General features: G+C 63.0%; 17 protein-coding genes, 2 tRNA genes and 1 pseudogene. 2 read left to right on the top strand and 18 right to left on the bottom strand.

Annotation, left to right across the window (positions count from 1 at the left end; all coding sequences use genetic code 11):
* Positions 1–9: 9 nt before the first annotated feature.
* The 11 genes and pseudogenes from infB to rlmE all read right to left on the bottom strand — a co-directional run bounded on the left by infB (position 10) and on the right by rlmE (position 11,824).
* Entirely contained in the window at positions 10–2,484 is a 2,475-nt protein-coding gene (gene infB, locus Q376_RS0106260; protein ID WP_027349599.1) for a translation initiation factor IF-2, read from the bottom strand.
* Between the two features lie 81 nt (positions 2,485–2,565).
* Positions 2,566–4,059 (bottom strand): transcription termination factor NusA, encoded by a 1,494-nt coding sequence (nusA, locus tag Q376_RS0106255; RefSeq protein ID WP_027349598.1) that lies wholly within the window; start codon positions 4,057–4,059, stop codon positions 2,566–2,568.
* Between the two features lie 93 nt (positions 4,060–4,152).
* Positions 4,153–4,614: a ribosome maturation factor RimP gene (gene rimP / locus Q376_RS0106250; protein ID WP_027349597.1), complete on the bottom strand. Its 462-nt coding sequence runs from the start codon at positions 4,612–4,614 to the stop codon at positions 4,153–4,155.
* A 278-nt stretch (positions 4,615–4,892) separates the two neighbouring features.
* Positions 4,893–4,969: transfer RNA gene (locus Q376_RS0106245), tRNA-Met, on the bottom strand.
* A 142-nt stretch (positions 4,970–5,111) separates the two neighbouring features.
* Positions 5,112–5,198 (bottom strand) — tRNA-Leu (locus tag Q376_RS0106240).
* 260 nt (positions 5,199–5,458) lie between these two features.
* Positions 5,459–5,776 (bottom strand): annotated as a pseudogene (gene secG / locus Q376_RS0106235) (preprotein translocase subunit SecG); the annotation flags it as partial.
* Between the two features lie 4 nt (positions 5,777–5,780).
* Positions 5,781–6,530 (bottom strand): triose-phosphate isomerase, encoded by a 750-nt coding sequence (gene tpiA, locus Q376_RS0106230; RefSeq protein WP_027349595.1) that lies wholly within the window; start codon positions 6,528–6,530, stop codon positions 5,781–5,783.
* Positions 6,531–6,609: 79 nt separating this feature from the next.
* Entirely contained in the window at positions 6,610–7,998 is a 1,389-nt protein-coding gene (gene glmM, locus Q376_RS0106225; RefSeq protein WP_052364997.1) for a phosphoglucosamine mutase, read from the bottom strand.
* Positions 7,998–8,816, bottom strand: a complete 819-nt coding sequence (folP, locus tag Q376_RS0106220; RefSeq protein WP_027349593.1) for a dihydropteroate synthase — start codon at positions 8,814–8,816, stop codon at positions 7,998–8,000. The genes glmM and folP overlap by 1 nt, the downstream gene beginning before the upstream one ends.
* A 170-nt stretch (positions 8,817–8,986) precedes the next feature.
* On the bottom strand, positions 8,987–10,945 hold the full coding sequence (gene ftsH / locus Q376_RS0106215; RefSeq protein WP_027349592.1) for an ATP-dependent zinc metalloprotease FtsH: 1,959 nt from the start codon (positions 10,943–10,945) through the stop codon (positions 8,987–8,989).
* A gap of 189 nt (positions 10,946–11,134) precedes the next feature.
* Complete coding sequence (gene rlmE / locus Q376_RS0106210; RefSeq protein WP_052364996.1) at positions 11,135–11,824, bottom strand: 23S rRNA (uridine(2552)-2'-O)-methyltransferase RlmE; 690 nt, start codon at positions 11,822–11,824, stop codon at positions 11,135–11,137.
* Positions 11,825–11,960: 136 nt separating this feature from the next.
* On the opposite strand from rlmE, the gene Q376_RS0106205 reads away from it, so the two are divergent.
* On the top strand, positions 11,961–12,278 hold the full coding sequence (locus Q376_RS0106205; RefSeq protein ID WP_027349590.1) for a YhbY family RNA-binding protein: 318 nt from the start codon (positions 11,961–11,963) through the stop codon (positions 12,276–12,278).
* A 59-nt stretch (positions 12,279–12,337) separates the two neighbouring features.
* On the opposite strand, the gene Q376_RS0106200 is transcribed toward Q376_RS0106205, so the two are convergent.
* The 7 genes from Q376_RS0106200 to dapB form a co-directional block, all read right to left on the bottom strand.
* The gene (locus tag Q376_RS0106200; protein ID WP_027349589.1) at positions 12,338–13,129 is read right to left on the bottom strand and encodes a sulfite exporter TauE/SafE family protein; all 792 of its coding nucleotides are present in this window, start codon (positions 13,127–13,129) and stop codon (positions 12,338–12,340) included.
* A gap of 180 nt (positions 13,130–13,309) precedes the next feature.
* Entirely contained in the window at positions 13,310–13,786 is a 477-nt protein-coding gene (greA, locus tag Q376_RS0106195) for a transcription elongation factor GreA (RefSeq protein ID WP_027349588.1), read from the bottom strand.
* A complete protein-coding gene (gene carB, locus Q376_RS0106190) occupies positions 13,786–17,019 on the bottom strand; it encodes a carbamoyl-phosphate synthase large subunit (RefSeq protein ID WP_027349587.1) in 3,234 nt (1,077 codons plus the stop codon). The genes greA and carB overlap by 1 nt, the downstream gene beginning before the upstream one ends.
* 94 nt (positions 17,020–17,113) lie before the next feature.
* A complete protein-coding gene (gene carA, locus Q376_RS0106185; RefSeq protein WP_027349586.1) occupies positions 17,114–18,265 on the bottom strand; it encodes a glutamine-hydrolyzing carbamoyl-phosphate synthase small subunit in 1,152 nt (383 codons plus the stop codon).
* Positions 18,266–18,574: 309 nt separating this feature from the next.
* Complete coding sequence (locus tag Q376_RS0106180; RefSeq protein WP_027349585.1) at positions 18,575–19,636, bottom strand: MBL fold metallo-hydrolase; 1,062 nt, start codon at positions 19,634–19,636, stop codon at positions 18,575–18,577.
* A gap of 101 nt (positions 19,637–19,737) precedes the next feature.
* Positions 19,738–20,283 (bottom strand): GNAT family N-acetyltransferase, encoded by a 546-nt coding sequence (locus Q376_RS23960; RefSeq protein WP_052364995.1) that lies wholly within the window; start codon positions 20,281–20,283, stop codon positions 19,738–19,740.
* A gap of 143 nt (positions 20,284–20,426) precedes the next feature.
* A complete protein-coding gene (dapB, locus tag Q376_RS0106165; RefSeq protein WP_027349584.1) occupies positions 20,427–21,239 on the bottom strand; it encodes a 4-hydroxy-tetrahydrodipicolinate reductase in 813 nt (270 codons plus the stop codon).
* A gap of 152 nt (positions 21,240–21,391) precedes the next feature.
* Between dapB and Q376_RS0106160 the strand changes: the two genes are divergently transcribed.
* Positions 21,392–22,354 (top strand): esterase-like activity of phytase family protein, encoded by a 963-nt coding sequence (locus tag Q376_RS0106160; RefSeq protein WP_027349583.1) that lies wholly within the window; start codon positions 21,392–21,394, stop codon positions 22,352–22,354.
* Positions 22,355–22,423: the final 69 nt, after the last annotated feature.

The raw sequence follows: 22,423 nt of genomic DNA, 5'->3' as shown, positions 1-22,423 counted from the left end.
GCGGCCCGCTTAGAGCGAGCGCTCGACTTTGACCTGATCGAAGACTTCGATCTTGTCACCGACCTGGACATCGTTGTAGTTGCGTACGCCGATACCGCACTCCATGCCATTACGGACTTCGCTGACATCATCCTTGAAGCGGCGCAGTGACTCGAGCTCGCCTTCGTAGATGACCACGTTGTCGCGCAATACGCGGATACTCTTGTTGCGGTAGACGGTACCCTCGACCACCATACAGCCGGCGATCGCACCGATCTTCGGCGCCCGGAACACGTCGCGTACCTCGGCGATGCCAACGATCTCTTCTTTCCACTCCGGCGCCAGCATCCCACTCATCGCCTGCTTGACCTCATCGATCAGCTGGTAGATGACGCTGTAGTAGCGAAGATCCAGCCCTTCGCGTTCGACGATCTCGCGAGCGCTCGCATCGGCACGGACGTTGAAGCCGACGATGATCGCCTCACTGGCAACCGCCAGGTTGGCGTCGGTGCCGGTGATTCCGCCGACCCCGGAGGAGACCACGGTGACCTTGACCTCGTCGGTGGAGAGCTCCTCCAGCGCATGGCGGATCGCCTCCAGCGAGCCCTGCACGTCCGCCTTGAGCACGATGTTGACCGAAGCGATCTCTTCCTTGCCCATCTGGCTGAACATGTTCTCGAGCTTGGCCTTCTGCTGCCGGGCGAGACGCACGTCGCGGTACTTGCCCTGACGGAAGTTGGCGACTTCGCGCGCCTTCTTCTCGTCGGCGACGACGTTGAACTCTTCGCCAGCATCAGGCGTGCCATCGAGACCGAGCACTTCGACCGGCATCGACGGGCCAGCCGAGTCGACCTGCTGACCGAGCTCGTTGACCAGCGCGCGCACGCGACCATAGTGCAGGCCGGCGAGCAGGATGTCGCCCTTGCGCAGGGTGCCGTTCTGGACCAGCACGGTAGCCACCGGGCCACGCCCGCGATCCAGCCGGGATTCGATCACCACACCCTTGCCGGGTGCCTCCGGGACGGCCTTCAGTTCGAGCACTTCGGAAACCAGCAGCACCGCTTCGAGCAGCGCATCGATCCCTTCGCCGGTCTTCGCCGAGACCAGGACGAACTGGGTATCGCCCCCCCACTCCTCGGAGATCACTCCGTGCTGGGAGAGTTCGTTGCGGACGCGGTCGAGATCGGCGCCAGGCTTGTCGATCTTGTTGATCGCCACCACCAGCGGCACCTCGGCGGCGCGCGCGTGCTCGATCGCCTCGATGGTCTGCGGCATCACACCGTCATCGGCGGCAACCACCAGGATGACCACGTCGGTCGCCTTGGCGCCACGGGCACGCATCGCAGTGAAGGCCGCGTGTCCGGGGGTATCGAGGAAGGTGACGTCACCGGTGGCATGCTCGACGTGGTAGGCGCCGATGTGCTGGGTGATGCCGCCCGCCTCGCCAGTGGCGACCTTGGTGCGACGAATGTAGTCGAGCAGCGAGGTCTTGCCGTGGTCGACGTGTCCCATCACCGTGACCACGGGCGCACGCGTGAACTCTTCACCCTCGTAGGAGATTCCTTCGAGGACTTCGGTCTCGAGTGCATTGTCCTTGATCAGCTTGGGCTTGTGGCCCATCTCCTCGGCGACGATCGCCGCGGTGTCCTGATCGATGGTCTGGTTGATGGTGACCGCGGCGCCCATGTTGAACATCGCCTTGATCACTTCGGTCGCCTTGACCGACATCTTGTCGGCAAGCTCAGCGACGCTGATCGACTCGGGAATGCTGACTTCCCGGATGATCACCTGGGTCGGGCGCTGGAAGCCGTGGGCATTGTCGCGCCCGCGTCGGCCACCGCGACGCTCGGAGCGCTTGGCCTTCTTGCCGGCCGAGCCACGACGCTCGCTGCGTTCGCTGCGATCGTCCTCGTCCTCGCGACGTCCACCGCTCTTGCGCCCACCCCCGGCGGCCTTGCGGCCGGCAGCCTCACGACCACGACGATTGTCGTTGCGCGGCTCCTTGAGCGGTGCGTTGACGACCGGCTCTTCCCCGGTGCTCTCTTCGCCGGTGGCGGCAGCCCCTGGGCTGGCCGGTGCCGCGGCGGCTGGCGCAGAGGGCGCCACTGCCTCGGCAACGGGCGCCTGCTCGCGAGCAGGCTCGCTCGCCGGGGGCGCTGCCTGCGCATCCTGTACCTCTTGTACTTCGGCCTCGCCCGCCTGGGCCTCCGGCTCCGCACGAACGTAGGTACGCTTCTTGCGGACCTGCACCTCGATCGTCTTGTTGCGATCGCCAGTACGGATCTTGCTCTTGGTCTTGCGAGTTAGCGTGATCCGGTTGCGACCCGGCCCCGCCCCGCCGCCGTGCTGCTTGGTGAGGTGGTCAAGCAAGCGTTGCTTGTCCTCCTCGGAGACGACATCGGTCTCTGCCTTGTGGGTGAGACCAGCCTCGCTCATCTGTTCGAGCAGGCGGTTCGCATCGCGCCCCACCTTGCTTGCGAATTCCTTAACCGTCATTTCTGCCATTGCGACCCTCCTGAACCCGTTTCCCTGCTGCCCGTTGCGAAACCGCGCCACCGCACCTCGAAAGGCCGGCGGCTTGAGCCGCTACGCTTCGCCCTCGAACCAGGGGGCACGGGCGGTCATGATCAGTACCGCGGCGCGCTCTTCATCCACGCCTTCGATGTCCTTGAGATCGTCGATCGACTGCTCGGCGAGATCTTCCATGGTGCGAATGCCACGCCCAGCCAGCGTGAACGCCAGTGCGCGATCCATGCCTTCCATTTCGAGCAGATCGTCGGCCGGGGCGCCCTCCTCCAGGCTCTCCTCGCTGGCGATCGCCAGATTGAGCAATTCATCCTTGGCCCGCGCGCGCAGCTCCTCGACCAGCACCTCGTCGAGCTCCTCGATCTCGAGCATCTCGTCGAGCGGTACGTAAGCGATCTCTTCGAGCGAAGTGAAACCTTCGTCGACCAACAGACGAGCAAGGTCTTCTTCGATGTCGAGATGCTGGATGAAGTATTCGATGAAACTGTCGACTTCCTGCTCGAGCTTGCCCTGGGCTTCTTCCTCGGTCATCACGTTGAGCGTCCAGCCCGTCAGCTCAGAGGCGAGCCGTACGTTCTGCCCGCTGCGGCCGATCGCCTGGGCGAGATTGTCTTCAGCAACCGCGACGTCCATGGTATGGGAATCTTCATCGACCATGATCGAGGCGACTTCGGCCGGAGCCATCGCATTGATCACCAGCTGCGCAGGATTATCATCCCAGAGGATGATGTCTACACGCTCGTTGCGAAGCTCGTTGGAAACCGCCTGGACGCGCGAGCCGCGCATCCCCACGCAGGCACCGACCGGATCGATCCGACGGTCATTGGTCTTGACCGCGATCTTGGCCCGCGAGCCTGGGTCCCGAGCGGCACCCTTGATCTCGATCAGCTGTTCGGCGATCTCCGGCACTTCGATCTTGAACAGCTCGATGAGGAACTCGGGGCGAGTGCGCGAAAGGATCAGCTGGGAGCCGCGAGCGTCAGGATCGACCTTCCAGAGCAGCGCACGAACGCGTTCGTTCATTCGATAGCGTTCGCCGGAAATCATTTCGCTACGTGGCAGGAAACCCTCGGCGTTATCACCGAGATCGATGATCAAGCCATCGCGGGTGGTCTTCTTCACCCCACCAGCGACCAGCTCTCCTTCGCGCTCGCTGTAGTGTCGCACGATTTCGGCCCGCTCGGCTTCACGCACCTTCTGTACGATCACCTGCTTGGCGGTCTGGGCCGCGATGCGGCCAAAGCTCACCGACTCGATCTGCTCCTCGACGAATTCGCCAAGGCCCAACGGCGGCTCACGCTCTTCGGCCGCGGAGATCGGAATCTCGCGGGCCGAGGTGGTGTAGTCTTCATCGGGAACCACGGTCCAACGCCTGAAGGTGTCGTAATCTCCAGTGGCACGGTCGATCCGGACCTTGACGTCGACGTCCTGTCCCTCGAAGCGCTTGCGGGTCGCGCTGGCCAGCGCAGCCTCGACCGCCTCGAAGATCACGCCACGAGGAACACCTTTTTCGTTCGAAATTGCGTCAACGACCAGCAAAATCTCTTTGCTCATGCCTTTGCCTCGCCAGATAAATCATTTTTGTCCCGCTCGAGGACCGTCCTTGGCCGACACCCACGCATCGCTTTGGCGACACTGCGCACCGCACTATTTTTCGAAGGTCGGCACCACCTGAGCGCGTTCGATCGTTTCGATCGGAAAGCCGAACTCTTCCTGATCGACCCGCAGGATCACTTCGTCCTCTTCGAGCCCGATCAAAAGCCCCTGGAACTTGCGGCGCCCCTCGAACGGAATGCGCAGACGCAGTTGGACGCGGTGTCCGGCGAAACGCTCGAACTGAGAAAGCGTGTAGAGCGGTCGATCCATGCCCGGCGATGAGACTTCCAGGTTGTACTGGCCAGCGATGGGATCTTCGACATCGAGCAGGCCGCTGACTTGACGACTGACTTTGGCGCAGTCGTCGACGTTGACGCCTTTGTCGCTATCGATATACACCACCAGACGCGAATTCTTGCCCTGCGCGACGTAATCCACACCCCACAGTTCGAATCCCATCGCATTGATCGTCGGCTCGATCAGCGCCTGAATGGCCTGTTCCTTGGTCGCCATAGACAAAGGCTCCTATGAGTGAGACCGGCTCGAAGGGAATCGAAGAACATGACGTCACGCGACGACTCCCCAGGCGACGGACGCCTCGAATACGTTCGCGAACCGGCGCCGGACGGTTTCCGCTGGCACCCTGACGTGAAGACGGGAAAGGTGGCCGACTGGCAGCTACTACGATCGAGGCGCTGCCACCGCGCAAGGAGCCGGCACGGGCCATCATCCAACTGGCCGTCCGCCAACAAAAAGCCCCTTCTTGCTGGAAGGGGCCTTTCGAATAAACTTGGTAGCGGGGGCCGGATTTGAACCGACGACCTTCGGGTTATGAGCCCGACGAGCTACCAGACTGCTCCACCCCGCATCAACGCGCGAAATATTATAGATCTTTCGATCCGGAATCAACCTGGTACTGATTCCTCAAACCGGAAACGGAGGATTTCGCGAACCTTCGCTCCTTTCTCTTCTACCGCCCTGCAGGCAAGAAGCTGCCTACGAACTTCATTTGGTGCCGAAGGCGGGACTTGAACCCGCACGTCCGTAAGGACACTACCCCCTCAAGATAGCGTGTCTACCAATTCCACCACTTCGGCATCGGGGCTGAGGCACTATACACTCAGAAGCCTTTACAATCAAACACTTCTGCTTCAGCGCCCGGGGATGGATATTCACCACCCCCTCCACTCGCAAGGTCTCGAGCAGCTTACTGCTCCTCGCTTCCCTCGAGTGCTGGCGCAGCATTATCCACATCCTGCCCTTGATCGTCAAGCGCCGGAGCAGCCTGGGTTTGCGACGGCGTCGCCTCGGGCGCAGTGAGCGGCGCTTCGCTGGGATCGGCGCTGCCCAGCCCTTGGGCCGGCGCATCGTCGAGCACCGGCACACCGCTATGCTGACGCTCGATCAGGCTCGCATCCGGAATGCCGCTGATCGGCGCGCTGCCGGCATTATTGGCATACCAAGCGAGACCAACCGAAGTGGCGAAGAAGACCGCCGCCAACACCCCTGTGAGCTTGGCGAGGAAGCTGCTGCTGCCACGCGAACCGAAAACGGTCTGGGAGGCACCGCCTCCGAAGGCGGCCCCCGCCTCGGCGCCCTTGCCCTGCTGAAGAAGCACGAGCGCAACCAGTGAGATCGCCAGCAGCACATGAACCAAAAGGGTTACGACTTGCATGAAATCAACCTGCAGCATGACAAATGGATAAGAAATCGTCGACCTTGAGCGAAGCACCACCGATCAGGCCGCCGTCGATGTCTGGCTGAGCGAGCAGCTCCTGCGCGTTTTGCGCATTCATGCTGCCGCCATAAAGCAGCCTCAGGCCACTCGCCAGCTTGGCGTCGAAGCCACCTTGATAGCGACGGATCGTCGCCATCACTTCCTGCGCTTGCTCCGGTGACGGCGTGCGGCCGCTGCCAATCGCCCATACCGGCTCGTAGGCGATGGTGACCAAGGGGCGTTGCTCCGGCTCCAGCGGTGCCATTACCTTGCCGACCTGGCGCAGCACCACTCGCTCGGTATCTCCGGCATCGCGCTCCTCGAGCGTTTCTCCGACGCAGAGAATAGGCTTCAGCCCCTCGTTGAGCGCGGCGACCAAACGATCGTAGACGTCTTCGTCGCTCTCGCGATAAAGCCGGCGTCGCTCGGAATGCCCGACCAGCACATATTCCGCCCCGAGCTCCTTGAGCATCCTGCCGCTCACCTCACCGGTATGCGCCCCTGAACGCAGCGGATTGAGCGTTTGCGCGCCGATCTTGACACCGCCCGCCTGCAGCGCCCGCTGCATCTCGAGGATATAAGGAAAGGGCGGCAGCAGCGCCACCTCCACCGTAGGGGGCAAAGGAAACCCCTCCAGCGCGCGCGCGAACTCCTCGATCAATCGGGAGGAGCCATTCATCTTCCAGTTGCCGGCGATCAGCGGTGTACGCATGAGCATGCCTCGCATGGGGTGGGAAATGGTAATGGAGCGCTGGAGGCAATACAACTCGACTCGCCGCCTATCGCCAATGTCAATCCTGCACGCAGCGCTCGATGCTGGCCGCGATCCGGCCAGCCAATCGTTCGACATCGAAGCGCGGATGAGCCTCGACCATCACTCGGATCAGCGGTTCGGTGCCCGAGGGGCGCAGCAGCACACGACCGTCGCTGCCAAGCTCAGCTTCGACCGCACGCAGGGTTTCAACGACTCCGGCGTCCTCGAGCAGCGCGCCGCGGTCAGCATCGGCACCGATGCGTACGTTGACCAGCGTCTGCGGCGCTTTTTCATAACCCGCCAGCAGCGCTTCGAGAGAGCGAGCTTCGCGCATCATGATCGCCAGCACTTGCAAGGCGGCGACGATGCCATCACCCGTGGTCTGCACGTGTCCACAGACGATGTGCCCAGAGGATTCGCCGCCAAGCTGCCAACCCAATGCGTCGAGCCGCTCGATCACATAGCGATCGCCGACCTTGGCCCGTTCGAAGGGTATCCCCTGGCGCTCGAACGCCTGGGCAAGTCCAAGATTGCTCATCACCGTACCGACCACACCGCCGCCAAGCACGCCGCGCCGATGGCGATCGCTACCGATCAGGTAAAGGATATCGTCGCCATCGACCTCGCGCCCCTTGGCGTCGATCAGGATCACTCGATCGCCATCGCCATCGAAAGCGATACCGATGTCGGCACCGGTCTCGATCACCTTGGCTCGCAGCGCCACGGTATGGGTCGAGCCGACGTTACGGTTGATGTTGAGGCCATCGGGAGAGGCGCCGATCACAGTGACGGTGGCGCCGAGCTCGCGAAATACGCTGGGCGCGATGTGATAGGTCGCCCCGTTGGCGCAGTCGAGCACCACTTTGAGCCCATGCAGGGTGAAACGCCCCGGCACGGTCGATTTGCAGAACTCTATGTAGCGCGCAGCGGCATCGTCGATGCGAACCGCCTTGCCCAGATGTTCGGAGTCCACGGTGACCAGCGGCTGGGTGAGCTCCTGCTCGATCTCGAATTCGATGGCATCGCCCAGCTTGGTGCCCGCCGCCGAGAAGAACTTGATGCCGTTGTCCTGGAAGGGATTGTGCGAGGCACTGATGACCACACCGGCGTCGGCGCGAAAAGTCTGGGTCATGTAGGCGATACCGGGGGTCGGCATCGGCCCGAGCAGCATCACGTCCACGCCCGCTGCCGAAAAGCCGGCTTCAAGCGCGGCTTCGAACATGTAGCCCGAGATCCGAGTATCTTTGCCGATGATCACCCGTGTCTTCTGCCTGCGCGCGAGCACCCTGCCCGCCGCCCATCCAAGCTTGAGCATGAAGTCCGCAGTGATCGGTGGCTTGCCCACGGTCCCGCGAATGCCGTCGGTTCCGAAATACTTGCGCTGCCGCGACGCATCCGAGCTCGCAGGCTCGACCGCTGTGTCCATTATGCCTTTCCCTCACGCAGCACCGCCCAGGTCATCTCGACCACATCCCAGGTCGCCGCCACGTCGTGAGTTCGAATGATTCGAGCGCCTCGCTCGACCGCCATCGCAGTCAACGCAAGGCCGCCGTAAAGCCTGCCCTCGCCCTTCTCACCAAGCGCTCGAGGCACCCCCTGAGCATCGGCGAGAGCCGCGCCAATCATACTCTTGCGCGAGGTGCCGACCAAGATCGGCAGCCCCAGTTCGACCAGCCCGGCCATCTCGGCCATTAGTCGAAGATTGTGCTCGGGCAGCTTGCCGAAACCGAAGCCCGGATCGATCACCATCCGCTCGCGATCGATCCCGGCCGCCACGCAGTCGTCGACGCGCTGGCGCAAAAAGCCACCGACCTCTAGCTCGATCGCCTGATCGTAGCTCGGATCCAACTGCATCACGGTGGGCTCACCGTTCATGTGCATCAGGCAAATCGCCATCGAGCTCGCGCATGCGGCCTCGAGCGCGCCAGGACGAGTCAGGGAGCGCACATCGTTGATCATCCCAGCACCTAGCCTGCCGCACTCGCTGATCACACCGGCCGAGCTGGTATCCAACGAAACCACCACCTCGAACTCCCGCACCAGGGCCTCGACCACTGGCGCGACCCGATCCAACTCCTCCTCGAGACTCACCGGAGCAGCGCCGGGACGAGTCGACTCACCGCCGATGTCGATCAGCGAAGCTCCCTCTTCGATCATCCGCTGCGCGTGTCTCAGCGCAGCATCGAGTCCGAGGTGCTTGCCGCCATCGGAGAAAGAGTCAGGCGTGACGTTGAGGATGCCCATGACCCGAGGCCTGGAGAGATCCAGCGAGCGCCCGGCACAATCGAGAACGGAAGGAGAGAAATAGCTTTTCATTTGATCAGGAGAGAATGCGGGGAATGGAGGGAAACCTAAGGTGAAAAGCCGCGACCACCGAGCAGGCGGACGCGACTTCCAGCGATTGGGACGGTGGCTCAGTTCGCCGGGCCACCGACCGGGTCACCAGGACGGGGGCGATCGTCGCCGCTTTCGCTCGGCGGGGCACCCTCTGCCTTTCCGTCACTCTCGACCACGGCACCGCCGCTCGGCCCACCGCTATTGTCGCCCTTGGGCGGCGAAGGGAAGCGACCTTCCATGATTTCCCTGATCTGATCGGCGTCGATGGTTTCATAGTGAATCAACGCCTCCGCCATCAGATCCAGCTTGTCCCGATTGTCATGGAGGATCTGCTTGGCCCTGGCATAGCACTCATCGATGATCTTGCGAACCTCGCGATCGAGCTTGGTCGAGGTCTCGCCGGAGCTGAACTTAGAACCGCTCGCACCCGGCCCGCCGAGGAACTGGTGGGACTCGTCCTCGTCGTACATCAAAGGCCCCATTTCGGCCGAAAGCCCCCACTTGGCAACCATGCTGTGGGCGATCTCAGTGGCGCGCTTGATATCGTTCGAAGCCCCGGTGGTGACACCGTTCGGACCCAGCGTCATCTCCTCGGCAATGCGTCCACCGAACAGCGAGCAGATCTGGCTGATCAACTGCTGGCGAGAATAGCTGTAGCGATCCTCGTTGGGCAGGAACATGGTCACTCCGAGCGCACGACCGCGCGGGATGATGGTGACCTTGTAGACCGGGTCGTGCTCGGGCACCAGCAGGCCGATGATCGCGTGACCCGCTTCGTGATAAGCGGTGTTGCTCTTCTCTTTCTCGGACATCACCATCGAGCGCCGCTCGGCACCCATCATGATCTTGTCCTTGGCTTCCTCGAGCTCTCGCATACCCACCACGCGAAGGTTGCGCCGCGCGGCGAACAGCGCCGCCTCGTTGACCACGTTGGCGAGCTCGGCGCCGGAGAAGCCGGGCGTACCGCGGGCGATCAGCTCGGGACGCACGTCATCGGCCAGCGGCACCTTGCGCAGGTGGACCTTGAGGATGTGCTCACGGCCACGGATGTCGGGCAGGCCAACGGTCACCTGGCGGTCGAAGCGCCCTGGGCGCAACAGCGCGGGGTCGAGGACGTCCGGACGGTTGGTCGCGGCGATGACGATGGTGCCGTCGTTGGCCTCGAACCCGTCCATTTCCACCAGCAGCTGGTTGAGCGTCTGCTCACGCTCGTCATGGCCGCCCCCTCCCATGCCGGAGCCACGCGAGCGGCCGACCGCATCGATCTCGTCGATGAAGATGATACAGGGCGCCTGCTTCTTGGCCTGTTCGAACATGTCGCGCACGCGAGAGGCACCGACGCCGACGAACATCTCGACGAAGTCGGAACCGGAAATACTGAAAAACGGCACCTTCGCCTCGCCGGCGATCGCCTTGGCGAGCAGCGTCTTACCAGTACCGGGCGGCCCCACCATCAGAAGCCCGCGCGGGATCTTGCCGCCTAGGCGCTGGAACTTGGTGGGATCGCGAAGGAAGTCGACGACCTCCTCGACCTCCTCCTTGGCTTCGTCGCAGCCGGCGACGTCCTTGAAAGTGGTCTTGATCTGATCCTGCGAGAGCAGCTTGGCCTTCGACTTGCCGAAGCTCATCGGACCGCCCTTGCCGCCTGCGCCGCCCTGCATCTGGCGCATGAAGAACAGGAAGATGGCGAGGATGATCAGGATCGGGAAACTGGCGATCAGCAGCCGCGACCAGATGCTCTGCTCCTGGGGCTCACGCCCTTCGACCACCACGTTGTGGCTGAGCAGGTCGTCCATCAGACGCGGGTCGTCCGCCGCGGGGCGGATGGTCTGGAAGTTGGAGCCGTCGCCGCGCTCACCGCGGATCACGTACCCGTCGATAGTGACTCGCCGGATCTGGTCGTTCTGCACCTGCTGGACGAACTGGGAATAGTTCATCGACTGCGGCGAGGAATCGACGCTGAAATTGTTGAACACCGTCAGCAGGACCGCTGCGATGACCAACCAGAGAATCAGGTTCTTGGCCATGTCGTTCAAGGGGACACCCTCACTACGCTAAGTCTTTAACCACCGTCCGGGACCGACGGACACGCCTGACCCTCTGCGGCCTATCGAGCACGCCCCTTTCACCCTACACCGGCATGACGCCTAAGTGCAGCATATCTAGCGAGATGGGGGCAACGGCCTCTCTATGCAAGTATCGCACGTTCGCCTTGGGAGGAAAGCTCACCCTTTGAAACCGCGACCGAGCAGATAGATTTCACGCGAACGGGGACGGGAAGCCGCCGGCTTGCGGCTGATGACCTTGGTGAAGGAGCCTCGCAGCTCCTTGAGATAAGCCTCGAAGCCTTCTCCTTGGAACACCTTGGCAAGAAAATCTCCATTCGGCTTCAGCACCTGTCGCGCCAGGTCGAGCGCGAGCTCGACCAGGTACATCGCACCCGGCTGATCAATGGCGTTCTGCCCACTCATGTTCGGCGCCATGTCGGAGATCACCATGTCTACCCGGCGCCCACCAACCCGGCGCCCACCAAGGGCGGACAAGATAGCATCGAGCACCGCCTCCTCGGTGAAGTCACCCTTAATGAACTCGACGCCAGCGAGCGGCTCCATGTCGAGGATGTCGGAAGCGATCACCACGCCCTGCGCTCCGACCCGCTTGGCCACGACCTGGCTCCATCCACCGGGGGCGGCGCCAAGATCGACCACGGTCATGCCAGGCTTCAGCAGTTGATCCTTATCATCGATCTCGAGCAGCTTGTAGCTGGCTCGCGAACGATAGCCATCGACCCATGAGCGCTTCACATAGGGGTCGTCGAAATGCTCCTTCAGCCAGCCGGCACTCGATCGGCTGGCGGCGTTCTTGCGCTTCGGAGAAGAGGAATCACCGGCATCGCCGGAAGATGAACGGGCCAAGGGGTCACCTGGGAGTCTTGCGGGGGAACGAAAAACAGCGAATGGCTGCATGAACATCACGCTATCGCGACGTCCAAGGCTTGGGGTAGACTGCGCGGTCAGCATTCAGGTACCAACACAGGCCATTCAAACTATCATGTCACTCTCGTCGGCTCAAAAGAAAAGCTTCCGCAGCATCGGCCACCATCTCGACCCGGTGGTTCAGGTGTCGGAGAACGGCCTCAGCGAAGGCGCTCTCAACGAGCTGGAACGCGCACTCGCCGATCACGAACTGATCAAGATCAAATTGATGAGCAACGACCGCGAAGAGCGCGAAGCCCAGATTGCCGCGGCATGCTCCCACAGCGGCGCGGAGCTGATCCAGAAGATCGGCAAGATGGCGCTACTGTATCGCCGCAACCCGAAGGCTTCGCCGAAGCTCTCCAACGTCCAGCGCTTCAGCAGATCCGAATGAGCCACCGGCGGCGCGCCGCCGCCGGCCCATTCTTCTCACCCTTCCCTGGCACGCACCGCTCAGATCACGAAGCTCAAGCCAACGCAGAACAGCAGCAGTGCGAACAGGCGCCGCAGCATCGTCTGCGACAGCCGATGCGCCAGCCTGACCCCGAACCGGGCGAAGACCATGCTGGTCAAGGCGATGCCGACCACCGCAGGCAGGTAGACGAAGCCGACGCTGTACTGCGGCAGCCCGCTCTCGCCCCATCCGAAGTACATGAACGACAGCGCGCCGAATATCGCGATCGGCAGGCCGCAGGCAGCGGATGTCGCCACCGCCTGCTGCATCGGCAGGTTCTTCCACGCCAGTAGCGGTACGGTCAGCGAGCCACCACCGATGCCGAAGATCGCCGAGGCCCAGCCGATCACCACTCCCGCCGTGTTCAGCCATAGCCTGCTCGGCTGGGCAAAAGTGCCATCGCCCCCTTTGGGCTTGAGATTGAAAGCGAGCTGGATCGCCATGCAGATTGCGAACACCCCGATGATGGTCTGCAGGCGCGGCCCTGAAATGTAGGACGCGGTGAGCCCCCCGAGCACCGAGCCGAAGACGATCCCGACCGTCATCCACAGCACCAGGTGCCAGCGTACGGCGCCCTTCTTCTGATGGCCCAGCACCGAGTTGATCGAGGTGAATACGATGGTCGCCAGCGAAGTGCCGACCGCGAGGTGGGTGAGAATGTTGGCGTCCATGCCATGGGCGGCGAAGCTGTAGACCAACACCGGCACGATGATCAGCCCACCACCGACTCCGAACAGCCCCGCCAGCACTCCCGAGCAGGCCCCCAGCACCAGATACAGCAGAAACTCCATGTCGCTCCCTCGATGATGATCCTTTCACCGGCCAAAGAGGTTGCAGGAATGGCCGCGCTACCGGAAGAAACTGACGATCGGCTTAATATTTCGACGCGAGGAATTCTATCCCATCGCAGACACCAACGCCCGCGAGGGGCACTCGCGGGCGTTGGTGTCTGCCACGGCTTGGAGGCCGGGTCAGATATGCTCGACTTCGCTGATCTCGTACTCGACGTCGCCACCGGGCGTACGCACAAGCACCACATCCCCCTCCTCCTTGCCGATCAGCGCACGCGCGATCGGTGAGGTGACCGAGATCTTGCCGGCTTTGATCTCCGCCTCGTCCTCGCCAACGATCCGGTAGCGGGTGGTCTCATCAGTATCGAGGTTGAGCAGAGTGACGGTCACACCAAAGATCACTTTGCCATTCTTCGGCATCTTGGCGACATCGATCACCTGGGCATTCGACAGCTTGCCCTCGATCTCCTTGATACGCCCTTCGATGAAGCCCTGCTGCTCGCGCGCAGCGTGATACTCGGCGTTCTCCTTGAGATCACCGTGCTCGCGGGCTTCAGCGATGTCGCTGATCACCTTCGGCCGCTCGACGCTTTTCAGCTGAGTGAGCTCATCGCGAAGGCGCTTTTCGCCTTCGACCGTCATGGGCACCTTGTTCATCACATCACTCCTGCATGCATATCCTGAAGCCGCCGCACCTTGACCTGGTCACCGTATTCGAGCGCCAGACAAACGGCGCGCGCCCCCGCGAGGGTAGTCGCGTAGGGCACCTTGTTGGCGAGTGCGGTACGGCGGATCTCGGAAGAATCACTGATGGCTTGCCGACCTTCGGTGGTGTTGACGATGTAGTCCACTTCGCCGTTCTTGAGCATATCGACGATGTGCGGACGACCTTCAGACACCTTGTTGACAAGCTTTACGGGTAGCCCGGCCGCTTCGAGCGCCAGGGCGGTACCTTGGGTGGCGATCAGATCGAAACCCAATGTTAACAGAGAGCGACCCACCTCGATAATGCCGACCTTGTCAGGATTGCGCACCGACAAGAATGCCACTCGCGGCTTATCGCCACCCAGCTTGGGAATAGGCTCGTTGGCGCCGAGCTGGGCCTTGTAGAAGGCTTCGGCGAAGGTGTTTCCGCTGCCCATCACCTCGCCGGTGGACTTCATTTCCGGCGAGAGAATCGGGTCGACTCCCGGGAACTTGGCGAACGGGAACACCGCTTCCTTGACGCTGAAGAACTTCGGCACGATCTCCTCGACGAAGCCCTGCTCTTCGAGGCTCTTGCCCGCCATGCAGCGCGCTGCGATCTGCGCCAGCGAAACACCGATGCACTTGGAGACGAACGGCACGGTGCGGGAGGCGCGCGGATTGACCTCGATGATGTAGATCTTCTCGTCCTGCCAGGCGAGCTGGACGTTCATCAGCCCGACCACGCCGAGCTCGACCGCCATCTGCTTGACCTGATGGCGCATCTCGTCCTGGACCGACTGGGGCAGCGAATAGGGCGGCAGCGAACAGGCCGAGTCGCCGGAGTGCACGCCCGCCTGCTCGACATGCTGCATCACCCCACCGATCACCACTCGCTTGCCGTCGCTGACCGCGTCGATATCGATCTCGACCGCAGCCGACAGGAAGTGATCCAACAGCACTGGGCTGTCGTTGGAAACCTTGACCGCATGGGTCATGTAGCGCTCGAGCTCTTCGGCGGAGTAGACGATCTCCATCGCCCTGCCGCCGAGCACATAGGAGGGGCGCACCACCAGCGGATAGCCGATTTTCTCAGCCTTGTCGAAGGCCTCGTCGAAGCTGCGCGCGGTCGCGTTCGGCGGCTGCAACAAGCCGAGCTTGTCGATCATCTGCTGGAAGCGTTCGCGGTCTTCGGCGCGATCGATGGCATCGGGCGTGGTGCCGATGATCGGCACGCCGGCGGCCTCCAGGGCGCGGGCGAGCTTGAGCGGGGTCTGGCCGCCGAACTGCACGATCACCCCCTGCGGGCGCTCCTTCTCGACGATTTCGAGCACGTCCTCGAGCGTCACCGGCTCGAAATAGAGCCGATCGGAGATGTCGTAGTCGGTGGAGACGGTCTCGGGGTTGCAGTTGACCATGATCGTCTCATAGCCGTCCTCGCGCATCGCGAGCGCGGCATGAACGCAGCAGTAGTCGAACTCGATCCCCTGGCCGATCCGGTTGGGGCCACCGCCGAGCACCATGATCTTGGGACGGTCGCTCGGATTCGCCTCGCACTCCTCCTCGTAGGTGGAGTACATGTAGGCGGTCGAGGTGGCGAACTCGGCGGCGCAGGTATCGACCCGCTTGTAGACCGGGTGAATGCCGAAACCGTGGCGCCGGGCGCGCACTTCGCCTTCCTTGGTCCCGAGCAGCGTGGCCAGCCGAGCATCGGAGAAACCTGCACGCTTGAGCCGGTAAAGCGTCTTGTCATCGAGCCCGTCGAGGCCTGCATCGACGACGCGCCGCTCGGCCTCGACCAGCTCCTCGATCTGGACCAGGAACCAGCGATCGATATTGGTGAAGCCGTAGATCTCATCGATCGACAGTCCTGCGCGGAAGGCATCGGCGACGTAGAAGATCCGATCGGGCCCAGGACGCTGGAGCTCGCCCTGCATCAACGTCATCGCAGCCTGGTCGAAGCGGGTGAGCTTCGGATCGAGGCCATCGACGCCGGTCTCCAGGCCGCGCAGCGCCTTCTGCAGCGACTCCTGGAAAGTGCGCCCGATCGCCATCACCTCACCCACCGACTTCATCTGGGTGGTCAACCGGTCGTTGGCCTGGGGGAACTTCTCGAAGGTGAACCGCGGGATCTTGGTCACCACGTAGTCGATCGAGGGTTCGAACGACGCCGGGGTGGCGCCGCCGGTGATATCGTTTTGAAGCTCGTCGAGGGTGTAGCCGATCGCCAGCTTCGCCGCGATCTTGGCGATCGGGAAGCCAGTCGCCTTGGAAGCCAGCGCGGAGGAGCGGCTGACCCGAGGGTTCATCTCGATCACCACCATCCGCCCGGTTTCGGGATGGATACCGAACTGGACGTTGGAGCCGCCGGTCTCGACCCCGATCTCACGCAGCACCGCGAGCGATGCGTTGCGCATGATCTGGTACTCCTTGTCGGTGAGCGTCTGCGCCGGCGCGACGGTGATCGAATCGCCGGTGTGCACGCCCATCGGGTCGAAGTTCTCGATCGAGCAGACGATGATGCAGTTGTCGTTCTTGTCGCGAACGACCTCCATCTCGTACTCCTTCCAGCCGAGCAGCGACTCGTCGATCAAAAGCTCCTTGGTCGGCGAGAGCTCGAAACCGCGATGGCAGATCTCCTCGAACTCCTCGCGATTGTAGGCCACCCCACCGCCCGATCCGCCCATGGTGAAGGACGGCCGGATGATGCAGGGAAAACCGAGCTCGGCCTGGATCTCCCACGCCTCGCTCATGTGATGGGCGATCTTGGCCTTCGGACACTCGAGGCCAATCCTGCGCATCGCCTTGTCGAAGCGATCGCGGTCCTCGGCCTTGTCGATGGTGTCGGCGTCGGCACCGATCATCTCGACACCGTACTTGTCCAGCACGCCGTGGCGCTCGAGATCCAGCGCGCAGTTCAGCGCGGTCTGTCCGCCCATGGTCGGCAGCAGCGCGTCGGGGCGCTCCTTCTCGATGATCCGCTCGACCACCTGCCAGGTGATCGGCTCGATGTAGGTCGCATCGGCCATCACCGGGTCGGTCATGATCGTCGCCGGGTTGGAATTGACCAGGATCACGCGAATTCCTTCCTCGCGCAGCGCCTTGCAGGCCTGGGCGCCGGAATAGTCGAATTCGCACGCCTGGCCGATGACGATCGGGCCGGCGCCGATGATCAGGATGCTCTGGATGTCGGTACGTTTTGGCATGACGGTATCCGCGATGTGCTTTGCTTCCCCGGGAAGATCCCGAGTTCTCGAAGGTGATGCGACCGCACGGCGAGTAGTCGCGCGGCCCTGCGTATCAGTGGCCCTTGTGCGCGGCCATCATCGCGATGAAGCGATCGAACAGCGGTGCCACGTCGTGGGGACCCGGGCTCGCTTCGGGATGCCCCTGGAAGCTGAACGCAGGACAATCGGTACGTTCGATGCCCTGCAGCGTGCCGTCGAACAGCGAGCGATGGGTAGCGCGCAGATTGCCGGGCAGGCTCGCTTCGTCGGCGGCAAAGCCATGGTTCTGGCTGGTGATCATCACCTTGCCGGTATCGAGATCCTGCACCGGGTGATTGGCACCGTGGTGGCCGTGTCCCATCTTCACCGTCTTCGCTCCGCTCGCCAGCGCGAGCAGCTGATGGCCGAGACAGATGCCGAACACCGGCACCTTGGCCTCGCACAGCGCCGCGATCGCCTCGATCGCGTAGTCGCATGGCTCGGGATCGCCAGGACCGTTGGAGAGGAAGACACCGTCGGGCGCGAGCGCGAGCACCTCCTCGGCGGAGGTCTCGGCGGGAACGATGGTCAGCCGACAACTGCGCTCGGTGAGCATACGGAAGATGTTGTACTTGGTGCCATAGTCGTAGGCGACCACATGATAGGGGCGTTCGCGCTGCTCGAAGTCGCTGTAGCCTTTGCCGAGCACCCATTCGCCATCGTGCCACTCGAGCCGCTCGGTAGTCGATGCGACCCGGGCGAGGTCCATGCCCTTGAGACCGGGGAACTCGCGCGCCAGCTCGATAGCCCGCGCCGGCGCATCGCTGCCTTCGGCTGCGGGACCAGCCAGAATGGCGCCGTTCTGCGCGCCCTTGTCGCGCAGGATGCGAGTCAGGCGACGCGTATCGATATCGGCGATGCCGACGATACCCTGGGCACGGAGGTACTCATCCAGCGCTTGCTGGCTGCGAAAGCTGCTGACCAGTCGCGGCAGGTCGCGGATCACCAAGCCCGAGGCACAGACCCTGCTGGACTCGACGTCCTCCTCATTGACCCCGGTGTTGCCTATGTGGGGATAGGTCAGGGTGACGATCTGTCGCAGGTAGGAGGGATCGGTAAGAATCTCCTGATAGCCGGTCATCGCCGTGTTGAACACGACTTCCCCACTGGTCTGGCCATCGGCCCCGATGGAGACGCCATGGAACACACTGCCGTCCGCCAATGCCAGTATCGCGGGTTTGATCAAGGCTCTGTCCTCCCGAAGACAAGATGGACGCCCGGCCGAGAGAGACCGCCGCTACGCCGCGAAGCGCGGCCGGCGGTCGAACCGAGCGTGGTTGGATCCTGGTGTTCACCTCGAGGCGGCGTGAGGGATGAAAGCTTGCCGCGCGTAAAAAAGCGGGACGAATCCCGAAGGCTTCATCCCGCTTTCCGTGCAGTCCTGTATCGGCACCCTTGCATTCCTTGACTCCAGAGAGCCGGGACCCGATTCGCCTTTGCGGGGCCACACACCTTTGCCCGAGGCCAAATTTTTCTGATTCTACGATATCCGGACTCAAAGGGCCAGTTCGGGCTCCCCCGAGAGGGAACGCCTGGAGTAGCGCAGGGTCTCTCCCGGCTTCGGCACGACGAAAGCCTCGGGATCGATCCCTCGCGCCTCCCGGGCGGCCTCGAGCCGCTGCTGCGGCTCGAACTGGCCGTCGTCGGCGAGCGAGAAGCAGCCGAAGTGGCAGGCAAGGCTGCGCTTGCTGCCGAGCTGATGATGCGCTTCCAAAGCCTCGTCCGGACCCATGTGAAAATCGCGCATGAACCACTGCGGGCGAAAGGCACCGATCGGTAGCAGCGACACCGCCATCGGCCCGAACCGCTGTCGCAGCCTGGCGAAGTCGTCGCCGAACCCAGTATCGCCGGCGAAGTATATCTTCCCGAGCGAAGTCTCGAGCACGAAGCCACCCCACAGCGCGCAGCGCCTGTCCCACAGCGAGCGTGCACCCCAATGACGTGCGGGAACGAAGGTCAGCCGACTCCCGCCAAGCTCGGCCTGCTGCCACCAATCGAGCTCTTCGACCACCCTGACGCCCGCATCCCGACACAGCCTTCGATTACCGAGCCCGGTGAACAATTTCATGTTGGGAAATCGCCGCCCCAGCTGGCGCAAAGTCCATACGTCACAGTGATCGTAGTGATTGTGACTGAGCAATACCGCATCGATACGCGGCAACGCCTCGAGCGCCACTCCAGGGGGATGGAAACGCTTCGGGCCCGCAAAGGTGAAGGGGCTGGCGCGTTCGGACCAGATCGGGTCGGTCAGCAGGTTCAAGCCAGGCAGCTGGATCAGGAAGGTCGAATGATTGACCAGGGTCACCCGAATCTCGTCCTCCCCCGCCTCGGCGACGGGCCGACACGGCGGCTCCGGTCCTGGCTGCCAATCCCAGCGCGGAAGGTGGTTCTTGCGCTCCTGGCGCCAGCGCTTGAAATCCTCGCGTGTACGTTCGGGTAGCGGCGGGTGGTTGAAGAAACGCTCTCCATCGAAATGGTCCGAGCGTGGACCGCGATAGCGATAAGCGCAGGCCAGCCCCTTGAGGCGCAGCCACGAAAGCGGTGCAAAACGGGACATGGGAACGTTCGACTCTCCCTGAAACGATGACGACTGGGCACTGGCCGCGCAGAGTCGGGACTTTCCCTCGAATCCGGATGCCCTATCGAGCGACGGCTTGCTCAGTGCAGCCGGGCGTAGAGCAGCGTATCGCCAAGCTTCCCGTCAGCGTTCCGACGGTGTCGGCGCAGCCGCCCCTCGAGCTCGAAACCCGACCGCTCGGCCACCCTTTGGCTGGCGAGATTTCGCGCATCGCAGCTGAGCCACAGGCGCTCGAAGCGAAGCTCTTCGATCAAACAGCTGGCGAGCGCGCGCAGCGCTTCGCTGAGATACCCCTTTCCCTGGCTCTCACCAGCCCCCCAATAGCCTACTTCAGCACTCGGAATACTCCAATCGATGTCGCGCGCGTCCATCACCCCGACCAACCGCTCATCACCCTTTCGCCACAGCCCGACCGTCAGACTGCGCTCGCAAGCGTAGAGATCGCGCGCATGGCGGCAGAAAGCCTCCCGCTCGCCCAGGGAAGTACCTTTTCTCACCCAGTCGAGCCAAGGCGCCAGATGCGCACGAGAGCGCTCAAGCTCGGCATGCAACGACTCTGCATCGGTGATCTCGAGCTGGCGTAGCCACAGCCGAGGGCTCTCGATACGTCGCGGCAGTCGGCTCATGTCAGGATACCTCGCCCATGCGCGCAGCCTGCGAAGTCAGCGGTGAACTATGCATGGCCTGGAGAGCCAGGTGCGCCAAATGAGGTGCAAGGCGCACCCAGGCATCGAGCAGATGGAGCATCCAACGCATCGCCCCTCCGGATTCAGCCGTGCTTGAGCCCAAGCACGTCCTGCATGTCGTAATGCCCTGGTGCGCGTCCGGCCACCCAGCGCGCCGCGCGCACCGCGCCGCGGGCGAAGGTCATTCGACTGGAGGCCTTGTGGGTAATCTCGATGCGCTCGCCTTCGGCGGCGAACATCACCGTATGCTCACCGACGATATCCCCGCCGCGCACGGTGGCGAAGCCGATTTCGTCCGCCCGCCGCGGACCGCACTGACCGACGCGGGAGAACACGCCACACTGGTCAAGCTCGCGCCCCAGCGCATCGGCCACCGCCCTCCCCATCATCAGCGCGGTACCGGAGGGAGCGTCGACCTTGTGACGGTGGTGGGCCTCGATCACCTCGATGTCGAAGCCGGCATCGCCGAGTGCCTTGGCGGCGGTGGCGAGCAGGTTGAGCGAGAGATTCACCCCCGTACTCATATTGGCGGCGAACACCAGAGGCAGACGCTTGGCATATGCCTCCAGTTGGTTCGACTGCTCGGCGTCGAGCCCGGTAGTGCCGATCACCATGCCCTTGCCGTGCTCGGCGCAGAAAGCCAGGCTGTCGAGCGTCGTCGCCGGCGTGGTGAAATCGATCAACACATCGAAATCGTCGACGATCCGGTCGAGGCCGTCCACGGCGGTGATGCCGGCACGGCCGAGCCCGCAAAGCTCGCCGATATCGACACCGACCAGCGAACTGCCCGAACGGACCACCGCGCCGCCAAGATCAGCAAGCTCGTCCTCGAGCACCGCCTGCACCAGCATCCGGCCCATGCGCCCGGAGGCGCCCATTATCGCGATACGTGTCATGCCGCTCGTCTTCGCCTCTTCGAAATGGGTCGGCGGGTAAAGGGCTTCGTTCGTGCCTATCCCGCCGCGTCACATCCAAGGTTAACCGCTCGGGCGACAGCCCGCACGGACTGAAGTAGCATCGCAGGGCCATTCAAGCCGACCGGTATTCCATGCGCGCTCTCGCTCTCTACCATTTGATCGTGGCCCTAGGTCTCGCCGCCTGCGCCCCGACCGGCCCATTCATGCTCGGCGGCCCGGAGGGAGGCGGCAACGCGGCAGGCGTCGGGCTCTGCGGCACCCTCAAGCTGCCTGGCAGAATGCCCGACGGCACCGCTCTCGGCGGCATCTCCGCGCTGGCCTATGATGCTACCGACGACGTGCTCTACATGCTTGCCGATCGCGCACGGGTATTCACCGCCAGACCTGTTTTCGATGACGCCCGGCTGGTCAGGCTCGAGCTGCTCGAAAGCTTCGCCCTGCTCGATGCCCATGGCGAGCAGCTCAGGATGCCCAAATCGGACAGTGAATCGATGGCCTTGAGCATCGCAGCGGACGGAACGAAGACGCTGCTGGTAGGCTTCGAGCGCGACCATCGCATCCAGCGCTTTTCGCTCGCTCCCAAGCGCCTCGGCATGCCCCTCGACGACCCGATTCGCCCCGAGGGGGCGCGCAGCGCACGCAATAACGGCAGCCTCGAGGCGATGACCATCCATCCGCGCCTGGGGGTCATTGCGGGGTTGGAGTTCTCGCCACGCGATCTACCCCGCGGCGAGACCCGCCTGTTCGACCTGCATGGCAATGAATGGCGCTACCGGCTTGCCGAGGCCGCAGGCAGTGGACTTACCGCGATGGCGCCGCTCGACGATGGCTTGCTGACACTCGAGCGTGCCTTCAAGCCGTTCCATCCGCTAGTGATTTCACTGCGCAAAGTGACACTCGAAGCCAATGGAGAAGCGCACGTCGAGACCCTGGCTCGCTTTGCCAGCGACCAAGGCTGGCGACTGGACAATTTCGAGGGGCTCACCCTGATCGGCGACCACCGCTACCTGATGGCCAGCGACAACAACTACCTGCCCATCCAGAGCAGCTTGCTGAGCTGCGTGGAGGTTCCTGTAGCGAGCGCGCAGCGATAAACGGTTTGCATCCTGGAAAAATCATTTCTATACCTGAGACCTGCATAAGACGAAGTGATGACGCCAATC

Source organism: Halotalea alkalilenta DSM 17697 (assembly GCF_000621205.1).
GTDB classification, from domain to species: domain Bacteria; phylum Pseudomonadota; class Gammaproteobacteria; order Pseudomonadales; family Halomonadaceae; genus Halotalea; species Halotalea alkalilenta.
Note: the sequence above shows the minus strand (reverse complement) of the source record. Positions and strands in the feature narration are given on the sequence as shown.